We start from the raw sequence: 18,749 nt of genomic DNA, 5'->3' as shown, positions 1-18,749 counted from the left end.
TGCTATTTATCACCTTTGACGTACTCGGGGTGGACTATATGTGTACGATATCGTCAATTCAAAATATGTAGGTATTGTAGTGGTACAATATTCATCTTGCTATCTTAAATTGGTAAGGTGTTTTTCATAAATAAAATCGTTGTTGTGTGAAAAATACCACATAGGAGAATATGAATGATTGGATATGTAATGTTAGGGTCACAAAACATCGACGTTTCGCGTTATTTTTACAGCGCTTTAATGGACATGATGGGCGCTAAAAAAGTAGCCGATTCAAAAACATTTTTAGCTTGGAGTTTTGGTGAAGGAAAACCTACGCTAGCAATCGGTAACCCCTTTGATGGTGAAGATGCAAGTTATGGTAATGGCACTATGGTTGCTTTAAGTGTTTCTTCGACAGAAGAGGTCGATAAGCTGCATAAAAAAGCATTAGCCTTAGGCGGGCAAAATGAAGGCGACCCTGGTGTGCGTTCTGGTGGTTTCTATTGCGCCTATTTTAGAGACCTAGATGGTAATAAACTGAACTTTCATTGCAAACCTGAGGCAAGTAACTAACAAATTAAATAGGTGGCTGCCAATAGACTAAGATAGGTTCTAGTACCTATCTTAGCAATAATAACTTTTCTTTAGCCCCCTGCTATATATCACTACCACACATTATACTTGAAGGCAGTATTCTTCAGTTGTCGGATCTTATAAGCACGTCATTCTAAGTCTAAATTCAGTCGTTATTAATTATCACTTCTTCTTCAGCATTCACAAATATGAACGACCACGTTGTTTCTGAAACAAATACTGGGCACAACGTTGATCTAGTGATTGATTTTATAACAACTTCAGACGGGTCGATTATTGTCGAGAGCATTGCTGCAGGAAAGGTATATATTAATGTTGCATTTAATGAGGTTTGATTTGCTACCTTAGATGCATTAGATAACTTGAATGCGTCTGGTAAGATGATTGGCGATAGGCTTGGTACTGTCGCTATAATCCCGCCCCGTAATAATCCTTTTCAATAATCCCCCACTAATTGCTACTTAACAAAAATCAAATCTAAAGAGTGATCTATCCCTGATTTATAGGGTTTATATATTTACAATTGAGTACCTATTATGGAGTATGTTCGGCGTGAATTTACATATATTTACGTAAATTTACGTATGTTGCACTTTCTGTGTTTGTGTTACTTTCGCTTGTGGACCTAAATAATTATGATATCTCCGAATTCGCTTACCCGGATAAACAAATTAACGAGAGTTGCAGTACCTCTGTGTGTTGTGCTCCTGATTTCTGTTTATTTATACAACTTCAGCTCTGACGTTAGTTCAGTTCCATCTTCACCAGATCGGAGTTCGGACGATATTACTATTATGCCGGGGCTGATTGTGGTGAATAGCAATAACGAGTCAGCTTTGAATGAAGCGATTGAAGCGGCGATTTCAGACCGAAACTGTGGTGATGGTTGTGTTATTGATATTCGTGAAACAGGTAAGATTTCGCTAAGTCGTGCCTTAAACAAGATTGGGGATCTTAATCATCCGATTTGGTTACTAGGTAATAACAGTAGCAAAACTACAATCGACGCAGGTAGCTATGATCAGCATTTGTTTGTAGATAACAGTAAAGACGGTTTTTTCGCACTGCAAACTGTGGAACTAAACAATGGTTACGTAAAAGGTGGTGATGCGGCGGTTGGTGCTGGCGGAGGACTGGGTGCGGGTGGCGCCATGTTTGTCAATAATGGTCTAGTGATTTTAGAACATATAGCGGTAACTGATAATATTGCGAAAGAAGGTCTTTCAAGTGGGAGAGCGGGTAAAGGTGGCAATGGTGATGACAACGGACAATCACATCCCGGAAATGCAGGCTCTGATGGCGCACGTATGAACAGTGGGGCGACCTATGTGCCGAGCGACTCTGGCGGTGGTGGGAAAGGCCGTGGTGGTGACGTATGTGATCATCATGGTGCAAATCGCTGCCCAGCGCAGGAGAAGCAGCACGGGGGTAGTGGTGAGTTTGGACATGGTGCTGGCTCTGCCGGTGGTGGTGGTGGTGATCACGGCGGGACGCCTGACTCAGCACGTCATGGTGGAAATGGCGGTAAAGGCGGCTTTGGTGCTGGCGGCGGTGGCGGCGGTGGCGGCGGCCAAGATGACTGGGAGTTTGCTTCTAAGCCGGAACATGGTCGCGGTGGTGGTGGCGGATTGGGTGGTAAATTTGCTGGTGAAAAAGGGAGTGGTGGCTCAAACGGCAGCGACTCTGGTGGTGGCTCAGGCGGTTCCGGCGGTGATGGTGCTGGCCTAGGCGGTGGTATTTTTGTACGGGGTGACAATGGCGCGGAATTAATCGTTAATAACGCCAGTTTTAGCGGTAATCGTGCAGCTAATTCAGGCAATGCTATTTTTGTCTGGGACGGCTCAATAGGTACAGACCAAGATAATAACACCATTAACAACAATTCACCTACACTGAGCTTGTCCGTTGTAGACCTTTATGGTGCAGATCAAACACGCTTTGTAGAAGGTGAACGCGCTAATTTAGTCATTACTATTGATGGCAGCCTACCTAACCAAGGTGGCGCTAAAGTTCCAGTGTATTTATATCTCTCAGACCTTGATGGCCTAGCGGAAAAAGGTTCAGGTAATATCGAAACCGATAAGGGCGCAGATTTCGCTTGGAATGGCTCTAACTTAATCAAGCTTATGTTGCCAGCAGGTCAAGTTGGCAAATATTACGTGAGCTTGCCAGATGCCAGCGCCACCAACGAACTTGGCGTCTATAGCGGTATACAGTTGTATCTAGATAAAGTGCTAGAGGGCGACGAAAGCTTTACAGTGTCACTATTAGCAGGGCCTGACTATCAACTCGCCAACGATAACATCTCGCAAACAATTATTATCGAAGACGCCAACTATCAGGTGGAACTACTGCAAGACGCAGCGATGAATCACACCGCTATCTGTGATGCGGCAGATGCGTTAGAACAGCGTGCGCAAGCTCCAGAGATGGATTGTAAATCGGGCGGTCGAGCAAGTCGTATCGACGTGGATGACCTTAAAGGTTTAGGTTATGTGACCGTGCAAGCCAAGCGTCCGGTTAATTTCTTTCGCGATGGAAAAACCAGTGCCTTACCGGAAGATTGGGCAACTAACGTAAATAAGTATACAAGTTTTATTACTGGTGAATTATTTAATAATGCATTAGCGGGTGGTTTAACTGTACATTACAGCATTGTGGACAAACCGAGTGATGTACTCAGCAATCAAGTCAACTATAACAATGAACGATATGAAGGCATTGCAGGCGAATTGCCAGGTGAAAAAGGTGCTCAGGTGTTTAATGCCGTGGTTATTCCTGTTACGTCAGTTGAGTCGAAAGAAGAACAGGCACTACCACCGGGCTCCGCGCGTATTTATTTTAGCGCATTACCAGATGCCGTGAAAGACGCTACACAGACCTTTGCTTTATCGCTAGAGGCATTTCCTGAAGATCCTAGCTATGACCAGGATAATTTCTGTAACGACGACAATCAATCGGTCTGCAAAGTGTTATTTAACACGCCAGCGGGGAATTACCAATTTTATACGGTGACAGACGACAATACCGCCAATAATGTTAAATTAGCTGTGCACGATAGTGGTGAATTTACTGCAGAAATAGTGATTATCGACGCGATTAATGGCGAACCAGTGACGGATGATAATGACCTTCACAACCCGTTATTAATCGATGAAAGTGGTGGTTTGGCTTTTTGGGTTAAACTCGGCAGTCAACCCACTGCAAATGTAGTGGTTACGATAAATAACCAGGAACTAGCTTTTGGAGCCAAAACCTGGCATTTATATCAAGCTGTTAGTATTGCCGATGGTAATTGGGAACACTCAATCTCGGTTGCCGTAAGTAGTAGCGACAGTGAATATAGTGAGGAGCTTAACCGTACGTTGACACCAAGCGACAACCCAACTCGCTTTAAAATCAAAGAAGCGGCTATACCGCAAGTAAGTGCACGCCAAGTGCAGGTAGGCGTGCAAGCCACCATGGAAGACTATCGGGAAGGGTTTTTAGATTACCCACTCTTCAATGTTGTGCTGAGCCAGCCTTTACCTGTCGCCGTTGTGGCGAATGTTACGTCGGTCATAAACAGTAACACCAAAACCTATAAAGTTGCCATTCCAGCGTGGCAGCAAGTCGCGCAAGTGGCTATTCCTGTGGCAGACGATAGCTTAGTGAATGGTGATCGCGTACTGAGTGTTACCGTTAATTCGGTGGTAGACCAAAACGACGCTGTGTTAAGTAATATTCAAGTCAGCAGCATGCACACGGCGAAGATGCAAGTACAAGATGACGAGCAGGCGCGTATTTTAATCAGTCAGCATTTACCGGATTCCGCTTCCAAAGGCGACATGGTGCGCTTGCTGCCAGAGGTCGAGATCCTTGGGATCACCCCATCGGGTAACTTACAAGTACAGCAAAACGACAGTCGCATAAAAAATATTGTGATCACCCAAGTTAAGGACGGCCTTAATAATGAGGGGGGCAATATCACTCAGCATGGTTTGTTATACGAACTTGTGGCGAATAATCCGGGATCAACAGGCCAAACATTGGAGTCTGCACCTTCTGAAAATTTCAAGTACATAGTGTTACCAGAGCAACCTTACAAAGCACAAATCAACGACAGTGATGATCCGCTGACATTAGCTACCATTCCATCTAATCATATTGTGCGCCAGCGCGGAAGTATTACTGTCGATCAAACTGGCTGGTATATTTTCAGTTACCAGAAGCAAGGTAATCAGCGTGTTGAATTATGGATGAATACTATCGATGATTACAGTCAAAACAAAGGCTTGATTCTTCCTTATTTCAAAGATACAGATCACAATGGAATCCCTGATGAGAAACCTGTAGCAGAATCGGCATCCATTGAGCTAAAAGCGAATACGCGTTATTACCTCGAAGCCCTGTATGAAGCGCCAAGCATTGGGCCATTTCAAATAGTGCAAATGAACTATTCATATTCAGTCTCGGATCCAAATCAAACACGACAAGCTGGAGTGACACGCAACACTGCGACACCGATTCCAGTGGAATGGTTGTCGCCTGCGACGGTTGATGGAGGGTTTGTGGTGGAAGTGTATGAAAATATCGATACAGAATCCCTTGATGTATTTATGCAATCAGAAGCATTCACTCAAGGTGTGCCGAGTCGCATGGATATTCTGACGGACAAATTGGAGATCCCGGCAATAGATTGGAGTTCAAAGATTGGTCGACGTATTACGGTCAATATTACAGCACCGGAAAGTGGCGAATATCAGTTTGCGTTAGCATCAGATGGTGACGCAAAAATGTATCTGCTTGATGCTGACGGTAAACGTGAGGAGATCAGTTGGATTAAAGGCGTTGAAAAGTACGGTCGTTACAACATTGAAACTCAAAAAAATAATTATGTAGGTAGTCCAATGACTCGTGCCAAATTTACGTTGGAACGTTTTGGCGACAATATCTATGCCGATACCGAGTGGGAAATTGAATACACCATGGCAGATACTTCAAAAGGTACCCTGCCAAGGGGGAACCATAATACTGTCAGTATTTTCAAGGGTATGATTGATACTGACCATATTTGTCAAGATGATAACTTAACGTATTCTTCAGGTGGTGTAACATGGCAGGGAGAGGGCTCTGCGGTGATGGAAAATTCGTTGACGTTCAGTAATCCAGGCGATTGTGATCCTTTTTTTGATGGTTACGATGGTAAATCACTAACTCTGATTTTCCAAGATTTTCCTGACTATTATGCCCCGAAGGATTACACCAATATTATTCTCGATGGCCAGCAGTTGGACAAAGATCCTGATTATCCCGGTATCCGAGATTGGTATTGGGATGATGTAGCAGAAGGCGACGGAACTGCCGGCCAGCAAGCATCTCAGCAGCGCTCGGCGCTATTGACATTCACCCAAGGCAAAGAATATACCCTAGAAATAGTGCAAATTAACTCACGTGATGATGACCATTTGTCCGTGGCGTGGAAGCGCCCCAGTGCCGAAACTCTGGAAGTTATTGATGCCGCGAATATTTCATTCACGCGCCTTACCTTGCCTGTTACTTTGCTCGAAGCCTCTGGCGCGGGCGTTGAAACAAGCAGTAATGAGATTGAGCTGCGTTTGAGTGCCTCACCTTTCCTCTATAAAGGCGGTGAATATCAGGTAAGCTCGGTCACCTTGGCAGGTGATCCGGAAGGTCAAGCTGAAGGTGTTACGCCGCACCAAGCACCGGGTTGGTTGGAGTTCACCTCTGGTTTTTCGGCAAGCCTAGTCACAGACAGCATTCTGACTGTCGATAGTACGAGCAAGGTGGCGATTACATTGCAAGATCGCCCAACCGATCCTGCGGTTGTCAGTCTAAGCGTGGGCCAAACGCAGCGAATCGGCTTCCAGCTTGCTGGTAAGCCCGCAAACAATGCCAATATTGTTATCGATGTTACTATTGAATATCCAAAAACTAAAGCAGGTAACACCGCAGAATTGGGTCTTAAGTGTCAAGCTGGTGAGGGTGACAATTGTCAGCAGTTCACATTCACTTCGGATAACTGGTCTATTCCACAATACATTAATGTTACCGCAATCGCGGCAGGGCCTGTGGCAAATGTTGACTATGATCCTAGCTTGTCAAAAGCGACGGTGACTGCTACGCAGCGAAGCGAGTCAGAGACAGTTGATCAATTCAATACTGATACGATCACTATTCAAATTTACCCAAACACGACACAAAACGACACGGTTTATTTCGCTAAAGCCCGTGGCGAAGCCATCAAGAGTATTGGTTTTACCAATAAGACGCTGGAAAGCATTAAAATACATGATGCCCAAGGCAATGATCTTGGCTGGTTCTGGCGTTTGGAAAACGGTAAATTGCTGGGTTCAAAAATTGAAGATGGTGACTACAGTATTATCATTAGCGCCATGAGCGATGAAGAAGCTGCTGGGCTAAACATAACATCTGTTCCAGTGGATATAGATCCAGTGACGTTCACCGCCGCTGTTGAGCTTAATGAGCAATATTATACTGACATTGGTGATATTCGTGATGTGGTTACTGTGTCGGGCATTCAGTGGGTGATCAATACAGACCAGCAAGGTGCACTTGGCACTTTGGTTATTAACGCCGGCCAGCCAGGGCTAACCTTAGCCAGTCAGTTAGTTAGTACAAGCGTTGAAAATTTCGCCGACCTGGAGTATTTTAGCTATCAGCCCCAAGGACGCGAACCTGTGCGTGCGGCACCAAATGAAGTGCTAGTCACTGAATTCGGCGAGATTACACTGGTTAATAAAGAAGGTGGTATTAGGTGGCGTTTTGAACCTAATCCACGCCCGCAACCACAAGGACTGAGTTTTAGTCTACATTTATCAACCAATGTGAATATACCTCAAACAATTGATTTGAGTGACTATAACAAGGCTCCGGCGCTGGCAACCAGCATGAGCGCGTTACCAGATTTCACCAAACCGCGGGTCGTGCTCAGTGGTTTTACTGTCGTGCAGGAAAATGCTGGCGAACAAAAGTTAACGGTGACGCTTAAATCTGCAGATGGCAGAGAAATTATTAACGCGAGCGAAAACATCAACGTGTACTACACGGTCGCACAGCTCGGCGTAACCGATCCAGGTAACAAGGCCTTAGATCTCGCGCCGCAGCCCAAAAGTAATGACGCCTTCCTGCAGAGCGCTCGGGCGCTACAGTTGGCAAAGCCAATAGTGTTGCAAGAACAAAATAACGATCTATTTACTCTAGAGGCGTGGATCTACCCGACAGAGAACAATTCAAAACAGGGTATTTTTGCAGGTACTGCTACAGACGGGGAAACGATAGATTTACTGTTTTTGTCGAATGGTGAGCTACAGACATTTGGTGGATTGTCGGCAGCGTTGCCAAGCAAACTAGCGGCCGGTATTGGTTTTCATATAGCGTGGCGAGTGGGAGACTTAGGTCAAGCACTATTTGTTAACGGTGAAAAAATTAAGCAAAAAGATACGCTATTTCACGACAAAGCACCGTTAACACTCACCGATATTGGCAAAGGAAAAACAGATTACCTGAACGGCTTAATAGATGAAGTTCGGGTGTGGGGCGAAGCGCGTTCAGACCTAGAAATTGCGCAAAACTATTACACTAGTTTAGTCTCTCTAACTGACAGAGATAATGCTGGCTTACTCGGATATTGGGGGTTTAACGATTTCACCTTACAAAAGACTGAAAACGAACTGCTATTGCTCAACAAGGACGGTGAAATTATCGATACCAGCTTGCAAGCCAATCAGCAAGCATTATGGAAAATCCAGCGTTCTGCCACGGTGAACCTGGATTACGAAGGTTTGAGCAGCCATGCATCGAAAATGCAAAACATCTTTGATCTAACGCCTGAAATGACCGACGGACAAAGCACGTTCGCTATCGGTGATCTCAATAATGACCAGCGTAATGATGTGGCGATTGTGAATCGTCGTGGTGAGTTGAGCTTTATGCTTTCAACGCCAGCGTCTAAAGGTGCGCGTGAAGTTAAAGCTGAACATTATCAACGGATAACCACAGATATTAACCTAGGTTATGCCGCGCCGCTGGCATTGGGAGATATTGACGGTGATAAAGACCTTGATCTCGTTGCGGGTTTGAGCTCTGGCAAAGTCGCATTATTGCGTAATATCAGTAATGCCGCGAATATTCGTGCTGCTGGTGGTTTAGCGGATAGTGCAGTGCAATTCGCTGGATTACAAAGCGTTGAGGTACAATATCTCGCGCGAGGGGGAAACCAAGAAGATCCACAGATATTCGCGCCTGCTTTTGTGCCGACTAGTAGTGGAAAACCGCGATTGTTGCTCACCGCCAAAAACCAAATATTGAGTTTTGATGTACATGCGGATAACCAACAATGGCAACTGCGCCAACGTGAGCGAGATAGTTCATCATTTGCGCAGCTATCACTCAGTAAGCGCCTACAGCAGCGGAATATTACGCCGCAATATGTGGATTTAGACCGCGATGGCGATCATGATTTAATCCTTGATACTTTGCGTAATTTACCAGGACAAACGCCTGGCGCGCTGACTTATTACGAAAACTTTGGTAGTGACGCAGCACCTGTATACTTTCCTGCGCCTCGCAGCCATATTGCGCGCTTTTTAAAGCAAGCCGCGCGTTATCTTGCTCCTGAATATCGTCGAGTCAACATCAAATATCATCCGTTTGATCAAGTCGCATATGCGCAATTGGCGGATATGGATAACGATGGCTTTGACGATATATTAGTCAGCGATAATGCTGGGGAAATTCACTTGTTCACATCGCAAGGTTATGATTTTGTTACCATTCCAAAAGGTAGCAGCAGTGCGGATATCCGTGTCACGGTACTTGATGATGCGTATGTTGAAACCTCTGAAAGCATTGTGGTGCAATTGGTGGAGGGTAAACCTGAGCAAGCGCAGTATCACTACGCTGACGGAGAAGACCGCGCCATTATTAAAATTGAAGATAATGATCAGCCAGGGCTAGTATTACTCGATGCTAATGACGCAGAAGTTACTGCTGCAGTAAGGGTGTCAGAAATTGGTGATGCGACCGCCTACAAAGTTAAGTTGCGGAGTCAGCCAACACGTGAAGTATCTATTCGTGTGGCAAGCAGTAACCCGATTAACGGCGGATTACTGGCGTTGGGAAGTGACTTGAAGACTGCGCCTGCGGACAGCGGCTTTACCGATACTATTTTCATGCAATTCACTGCTAATAAGAATGACTGGCAGGAGCCAAAAATATTCTGGATTAAAGGCATTGATGATCAAGTGGATGATCCCGATGAAGCGTTTGTGATCGCGGTCGTCGCAAGCAGTGGTGATATTACTTACGACAAACAAGCCGCGGTGCTGCCGGCAATAAGTAGCGATAATGACGACCAAGCCGTGGTAAACCTACAGTTTGCTAGCCTACCGAATGTTGATGCGATGGGCGTCGTAGTATCGAGTGAAGGGCAAGTGAATGCATTAACCGTGAGTTTAGCTGCCCAACCTAGGGCACCCGTTGCACTGACATTACAACCGACAGACAAGGAGCTTACACTTTTCCCACAGCGCAAACTTGTGCGCGCGCTAACAACCAATGATGATAGCCAACAAATTCGTCGTATTTATAGCAGAAGCATTCACCGCGAAGCTAACATCCTAGACTGTACATTACCAAGCGGTGCCGCAGGCATTTCCACTAAAGGCGATTACGGTAACTGGTGTTGGCATGAATCTGGTGAATATGAGTTCCAACAAATGCGATATGCAGAGCGTAACAAGCCGCTAGAGCAATTGTCATTTATGGTAGACAATAGTTATGGCAAGCTTAGCACCGAGACGATCAGTGCACGTTTATCCGCTGCGGATGTTAGCAGCAAATCGCCTGCCATCGAAGTAATTGATCTGTTAACGGGTGAAATTATTGGTAACAGTGCTAGCGCTGTGCAAGAACTCCTGCATAAAAATAAACTGGCTCAGGACCCTGTTGTGAGTTTTGGTGTGCGTCCAAGTACGAAGATTAGCGGCGATGACCGAATCACTATCACTAGCATAGGTACCAGTATCGAGCATCAACTGAACTTTACTGCGCAAGACTGGCAACAGTGGCAGCGCATCGACGATGAATCTCTAAGCACTGGCAATACCGTCAGTTTATCTGCCATGTTCACCAGGGAAAGTGTACGTTCAGTTTATGGTGAACCTCGAGATCTAACTGTTGTAGATAGCCCTGCGCAGCGCCTCGTGTTGCAAGATTGGCGTATGGCGCTTACTAAAGGTGGTGTTCAACTGGCGGATAATGATGATGTGGCTGTATTCGCCGATGAAGCGGGCAAGGTGATCCTCAATGTGCGCTTGTCTGCAGCTCCAGCGGATAGCGTGGATGTTGGCGTTGTGGGTGACTCAAGTATGACAGTGAGCTTCACCAAAGATAACTACCTGCAGTGGCAAAAACTGCTGGTAAATGCTGATGGGCTAGATTCGATTCAGGTGCAAAGCAAAGAGCATAATAACAGCGACTATGCTGCGACCCGTTCTCTTACTGTAGTTAAACAAGCAATGGGCAAGAGCCTTGGTAACTTCTTCGAACATGCCGGTAATTTAGCAGGCGACAGCTTAACCTTGTACTTCACGCCAGATGATTGGCAATTGGGACAAACCTTTACAGTTAGTGCTATTGATGACCAAAAAGTGGAATACACCAGTATTTCCACCATCGACATGTTATTGGCAAATCCCGAGCAAGCCTTGTCTGGTGATATGGGGCAATTGCGCTGGGATTTAGGTGGCGCACTTAGTTATACTTTACGACCTGACCTCAATGAAGGTTTCTATGTGGAACAACGCTTCTACTTTACCGACGATGATGATGCTTACGACAACCATACCTTAGATATCACAGTGCGTATGACAGAAACCTCAGACCAAGGTGAGTCAAACTTTAGCTATGAAGTTCTGGGTTATGTTGATGCGCCAACTTGCGTTCGAGTTAACCAAAGTTGTGCGGATATGCCAACGTCAATCAACTTCACGCAAGTGGGAAATAGCTTTGAAGCCAATCTTGATTTAATAAATGCTAACTTGACTGGTGTGGCACAGCAGCCATTAGCAGCGGCCTTCCTTGCTCGCTTACAAGACCCAATCACAGTAAGCATCGAAGACAACGACAAACCTGTTGTACGTGCAGGGGTTGATCTCAACGCTAGCGAAAATACCCATCCTGGCTATTTCACCTTATCGGTATTAGATCCTGTGGGTATTCCTGGTGGCTTAGGTGTGCATTATCGCGTTATTGGCGTTGAAGAGGGCGCTGCATTTGGCGCAACCGCGGAAACAGTACCACCATCGGGTGGAGGCTTGAACGATCCTGGACCCGATTTTCAAGCTTACGATGTGATCAAGCAAGGCACCTTGTTTATTCCACAAGACAAAACTCGTGTCAGTTTACCGATCTTCCCAATCGATGACTTCACACCGGAAGAAAGCTTAGCGGCCCGCTATGAAAAAGTGGTACTTATTATTGAACCGCCAGTCGGCAACGGTGATTACGACGGCGATCAATATCTGTTGGATGAGGGCAATCCGCAATATAAAACTGCTGGGGTGCGCATTATGGACAACGAAGAAGTTGGCCTGAAATACGTACTTCCAATGCAGGGATTGACCGTGGACGAAGGCAACTTCAATGGCTTTAAGGTTGGTTTGATGTCCCAGCCGCAAACGCAAGTAAGTTTAGATTTCTATAATACCAGTGTGCGTCATAAAAATGCCTTTGATGGTTCCTTCTTCAATGTGTCTAGTGTGACTTTTGATAATACCAATTGGAACCAATGGCAGACGATTGATGTGCAGCTGTACAACAACCAAATGGAAAATTACGACAGTAAATCGCCACGCTTCAGTGACCTGTATTTCACTCTGCTAGATAGCAGCTCGGGTTGTGCGAACAACCCGACGGACCTAAGTAAATGTGAGCCGTTCTACAACAGTATGAAAGGCGCACTGAATATGACGTCGCCAGATAATGAGAATGATGGTGAAGCCAAAGTGGTGGAAATTAGTGACGTGACTATGACACACCAGGAGTCAGACTTCGGTACTCTGACACCACTTAAAGGTACGGATAATATTTTTTCGGGCGACTTTGTATATGTGCTCAGCAATGGTGACTATGGCAGTGCGGATAACAGCCAAGACATGCTGAAAGCGATAAACCAATCAGCCAGTGGTGAAATTTACGATGTGTTTGATTACACCATGAAACCATTGCAAGGCAGCGTTATTAGCCAGCAAGTGGCAGTGCAAATCAAAGCTTTAGAGCGGATTGAATTTGCTGACGTGACAGATCAAACCAGCATCAACTTCCCAGCGGGAAAATTCGGTAACCTGACCTTCACCTTTGATGGCAGCCACGGTACCTATACCTATACCTATATGTTTAATACCGACACAATCGAAAGCGCTTTGCAGTACAGCGAGGAGTGGCGCGTGACAGACTCCTTTGTGTTTGAAATGAGTAGTGGCGTGGCAGGCGGTGAATTGCAGCAGGAGTTTGTCGCTTTCAATATCGAAGTCAATAAATACCAGCAGGATCACAATGGCACTGACAAAACTTATTATCAAGCCCTGATCAATGGTAACCCGCCAGCCGTCTGTAAAGGATCCGCCGAGCAAACCGTATGTGAAGTGTCTGGACCGAAACGCTTCATTAGCGGTAACGTGACGCCAAACACCATAGGTGGTTCGGTAGCGGATAGTAGTGTGAAGTACAAGATCATTAAAGCTGGTCGCCCCGTGCTGGAACCCGTCGTTACACGTGTTAATTTACGCGATAGCGAGGGTGTAGATTTATGGGCCGGTAACCAGCTGGTCCATACTAATCCGCTCTTTGATGCCAATAACATCAATGGTACCGACAGTCTGGTGAAAGTAGGGGAAAAATTGGAGGGGAATTATGGCGAACTGACCTTAACTGCTGATGGCAGCTTCCAGTATCTAGTGGATTTCAACCTGCTGAATAATGGTCTTGATCCTACGGATATGCGTCAAGTTAATGATACGTTTGTGGTTCAGTTTAGTAATCATGCACGGGTTGCCATGACTTTTGTTAGCACCCTGCAAGTGGATCAAAACGCAGAAAAACTGGTTGTCACCATGAACGACGAGCTACTGGCATCGGATGCAAACAATGCTGTGCAGTTTAGTGGCGTGTTATTGTCAGCTGAGGACGAACTGCATGTTGTGCGAGTCGGACGTTTACCACATACGGTGCGTTTACGCGAGCAAGGTTTGCCGCCGCAAGTGTTGGCACAAGGGCTTGCCGAAGCACTGAATTTTATACAGCAGCGTTTTTATGATACCAGCGTACCTGTGTTTGGCCGTATGGGTGGAGGCCCAACTTCTGACACTACAGGTAACAGCGAAGAAGCCAAAGTGCCAAGCTTTATCGATCGCATGCTGCCGCTGTTAATCGCAAAAATCACCGCGCAGCCGCATCTAACTACTGAAGGCCTTGCCAACGTGATTAATGCTGTGCTGCAATCTACGTTCGCTCAGTACAACGTGCCGCTGCAAGTGTTGAAATTCGACAGCGAAAAATTGATCATGCGATTGTCATATACTGCGGGTATTAGCATTGCCACCAATGAACTTAAAACTGATTTAGGTATGCCGAGTATGGGGCACTTCTCCGGTTCGGCAGCGGGTACGGCTAAATTTACCGCAGACTTAGTGTTTGGCATAAATTTCCGCTCTGTTCAAAGTGGTGATGACGGTAACAAGATGACCCCAAGCGTGTTTGTGGTGACAGAGCAAGAAACACTCAATGCATTGCTCGGCGCGCCGCAAATGGAGCCTGTGAATATCTACGAGTTGAAAACCTGGGAAAGTACCAGTGTTGGTAATTCAGGTGTATCGTTTGTCACCCGTGACGGTAGCTTATTTGATAAGCAAGCGCTAGCAATCGAGCCGGGAAATATTAAAGCTATTAATACGGGACTTAAGGATAGTTACTGCGACGTTTACACTATTTGTCCGGAATTGCGATGGAAATGGCTGGAAGAAAACCAAAGCATGAATTGGGACTTAAATGGTTGGAAGAAAGGCTCACATGGTGGGGTAAAGGATTTCGGCACCTTGGTTGGCTATGTGACTAACCCTACAGTTGAAGGCAATCGTGTAATAGAGTATGGCGATGTGATTGCAATATCCCTGCGTCAGCCTGACTCGATTGGACCGAATAAAGTTACTCAAATCCAGCTAGGTGTTACCATCGATCCTGGTAATGTACTCGCTTCTAATCGTCAGTCAGACTCCTTGAAAAAAGAGTATATACGCGGGGTGTTGGAATATTTGAGTAGCACTAATACTAAATTAACTTATGCAAATGAGTATATTCGCGTATTTGATATCTACTCGCAAAACTACGGCCCTAACGATAAATCTATGACTGCCCACTCGTCTCAAACCTTGAATTTAGGCTTTAGTGTTGGTGTACAGCGAGAGGGCTCAAGTGACCCGTTAGGTTACTTTCACCCAGATAGCTATGTAGCGAAAGCCAAAGTCAACAAGGCTGAACCCGTTGATAAGGTAACTGTCGGTGACATCATAGTGCCAGTGAATAGCACCTATTCCGACAAAACCAAATCGGTGACGACTGAGTGCCGCAGTTCCACAAGCAGTAGCAGTTGGAAATGCAATATCAGCTCTCGTTTAGAAGTGAAAGCTACATGGCAGCAAGGTGGCAGTGCGTCGAAACGATACTTTCCAAGTGATAGTAATGCGTTTAAAACCAAAACCATTTACAAAGAAACTTTGGCAGTGGCCAATGGTAAGTTGAAAATCATAGGTAAAGTACAAGGTAAGGACGGTAGTAAAACTGTGAAGTGGACGTGGAAATTTTCGTCGCTTCCAGCTAAGTCGCAGAACTTCCCGCCAAATTCGAGTTTGATTGATGTGCCTGTTATCGAAATAGCTGCAGAAGACGCTGTTTCGTCTAAAGTGGTTGCGGACTACACCATCACGCGACACATGCTGATGTTTGTCGAAGATCAACCAGGTGACGATAGCAAAAAAGCCAATGCTCTATCTAAATTGACCGGAGAACTGGCTGCTTCGATTGAATTCCGTGGCGACATGCAATTCTTCTTACTCGGCGGTTCCATCAACCAAGCGCGACGTATTCCAACCGATGTGGATGCAACTAGTATCATCGCACCCGATGAAGTGTTTGGTCGCTTAACTGGCGCTATGAATGCTAAAAGCACCATCGTCAATGTTGAAGAAAGCAATACGGCCGATGTCCCTGCTTATGTTGTCGGCCAATACGGGGTGCTGGCCATAGCCAAAGACGGAAGTTACAGCTACTACCGTAAGCCAGAGCTTGAATTAGAGAGTTGGGTTCTAAGTTGTGGCAACTATGAGCAAACTCCTGTTGACCCGGCCGATGCCAGCTTAAAAGCCTTCTGTAAAGATTTACTTGCAGTTGATGAAGAGGGTAATGCCTTGTATTGGGATAATGAAACCCAAGCACAAAATGACATTCTGATAAAAGGCTATCATGTTGAAAGCTGTGGCAGCTACACAGAAGTAGCCGCTGGTACTGCTGACTGCGAAGTGCAAAACCCGAATGTGATATATGTGCCAGAAGATGCAAAAGTGTTGACTGAGGACGGAGTATCGTCTTTGGAGAGCGCCATTAATGTCGAGCTAGTGGACTTAACTGGTTGGCAAGATACAGCTAACTTAGTGAACCGTAAAACCTTAAAACAGGTATGGGAGCTCATTAAAACGTCCGATCCTGGTGGCATCATGTACGGACAAACTCAATTAGTGGACGACTTCTTTATCTCTGTTACTAGTGATACGGCTTTTCGTAAACTTAGCTTTGAACTGGGTAATGACGGCGTCATTCAAGCCACCTTTGAAAATGTGCCGTTTAATGGGTTAATGTCCGACACCATATCGTATCCAGCAGATGGCAAGCTTGATGCCAAAGGCTGGACTGGTGGACGCATCAACTACCACGAATTTGGCTTTGGTGAAGTATTACAAGCATCATCGCTGGCTATTCAACCTATGGCGGAGGCAAATATTTACCTGAGTGTCGCGCTTCGTGACCCGCGTAATGGTACCGAAACGGGTAAACTTCAAGGCTTGGTTTATTTGACCGACTTTGCGAATCCAAAAGATCTGGTATCCTATTCGCTCGCTGGTAATGCGGCGCTGTACGCGAAAATTAACGCAGGCATTGACGCCAATCTATATAAAGAAACCGATGATGATGAAAACTACCAAGGCTTCAGTATTCCCGGGCCGTCGGTATCTACTAATATTGGACTGGTGTCGAACTACCAGTTTGAAGGTAGCTTTTCGGATGTGTCTAGTCACGGTGGTGAGTTTATGTTTGGTGCCTTTAATTTGGAACTAGATATTGGTGAATTTATTTCCGATAAATTGGTAGAACCTTTGGGGGCAATGAGCAACTTCTTAGATCCTGTTCAGCCGATTGCCAATGCGCTAACCGCCGACATGAAGATCTTTCAGTCGCTGAACTTAACGCACGTATTTGATGCTAACTACGACGGTAAAGTCACGATTTTAGAAGTGCCAACGCCATTTTTGCGTAGCGGAGGCCCGAAAGCTGAGCGTTTTCAGAAGCAGCTGAAAAGCGTCAATCGTTTCTTGGAATTCATTGGCAGCATGGTGCAGATGATCAAAATTGCCGGTGATCTTGGTGACGAACTATCTGGGGTGCAAGCTCTGGATGAACGAGTGATTTCACTGGATGGTTACCAGCTATCACCTGAAGTGATTCGCATCGTGCCTTATCAAACCTCATCGGATTTCACTAATATCAACCTATCTCTGGTGCCTTATGTAAATCAGCTGGGGCATATAGTCTTAGGTATTGATAAAAATTACCAATACATCAAAACTTTTGGTGGCACACTTACACCATCTACAGTTAAACCTATGGAACCTGTGAAGCCGCCACCGGGCAAACCAAGCACACAGAAAAACACCAGTATGAGTAAGGTCAAATCACGTTATGCCGATTTACAACAGCGCGGCGTGATCAGTTTCCCAATTCTGTCAAATCCAATGGATGTATTGAAATTCGTCTTCGGTGACCCAGCTGATTTAATGCTCATCGATATTCCAGATCTCCACTTTGGCTTTGAGGTTGAAAAAGGTTGGCGTCCACCACCAATGCCAATCTTTAAAGGCAAGATATCAGGCAAAATGCAGATTGTCTCAGATACCATGGTCGGCATTGACACTGCGGGGCTTCTCTCTGCTGTTTGCGGTAGTGACGCGCCGGGGGTTGTGTGGGATTGTCAAGGTGAACTGTCTGCTGGTGATCGGTCAATTCGCTTACTGAATAGCGTATTCCTGCGCGATTGGAACGAGCAAAGCTACTACGCTGGTGGCGATACTAGCGCCAACAAAGTGTTCTGGAAAGGCGCTGAACGCCAATTGCCGGGTATCACAGTGTGGGATAAATACGAACTGGCTGGTAACGCCGAAGTGGATATTGGCGCAGGCATAGATCTTGGTGTGTTCGGTGCGTTCTTCCAAGGTGGACCGGGAATAGGCGGTGGTATCGATGTGGTGGATTTATGTGAACCAAGCACTCCAGACTCGTGCGACCCTATCCAAAACCAAAATGGTGATTTCACCGCGGGCGGCGTTTACGACGGTAAAATCCGTGCCTATGATTTCGTGATGCAAATGATCAACGACCCAATAAGCACCTTCGATATCGGTTTCACCTTCTACGTAGATTTTGAAGCCTATATCGAAACCTTCAAAGTCAAAGTCTGGGAAGAGCTTATAGGCTACTTCCCATTGTTTGAATTTGATAAAGACGGTGCGCATTGGGCTGGCGGGGCTAAATCAGGTTCAGGTGTAGCGCTAGCAGGCGCAATACTATACTTCGACGCCAACAATAACCTACAGCTCGACCCTGGTGAACCCATGACCTTCACGGACGCTAAAGGTCTTGCCAATTTAGATATTCCGTACCACTTATACGACCGTAATCGCGATGGCCGTATCAGTAATCAGGACGGCACCATCCGCCACTTTGGGGGGATGAATATAAAGACTGGATTGGGAGAAGTACAGCGAGTGAACTGAGATAAGTAAGTTGAAAGTAAATGATAAAGCGACACTGGGAAGTGTCGCTTT

The 18,749-nt window shown here is 45.7% G+C and carries 2 protein-coding genes; both read left to right on the top strand.

Annotation, left to right across the window (positions count from 1 at the left end):
• Positions 1 to 174: 174 nt before the first annotated feature.
• Entirely contained in the window at positions 175 to 555 is a 381-nt protein-coding gene (locus AKG98_RS09395; protein WP_067044731.1) for a VOC family protein, read from the top strand.
• A gap of 833 nt (positions 556 to 1,388) precedes the next feature.
• Positions 1,389 to 18,698, top strand: coding sequence for a LamG domain-containing protein (locus AKG98_RS09390; RefSeq protein ID WP_157534099.1), 17,310 nt, complete (start codon positions 1,389 to 1,391; stop codon positions 18,696 to 18,698).
• The last annotated feature ends 51 nt before the right edge of the window (positions 18,699 to 18,749 follow it).

It is taken from the genome of Moritella sp. JT01 (assembly GCF_001574435.1).
In the GTDB taxonomy this organism is placed as follows: Bacteria; Pseudomonadota; Gammaproteobacteria; order Enterobacterales; family Moritellaceae; genus Moritella.
The sequence above is the reverse complement of the archived record's forward strand: the minus strand, read 5'-3'. Positions and strand labels throughout refer to the sequence as shown.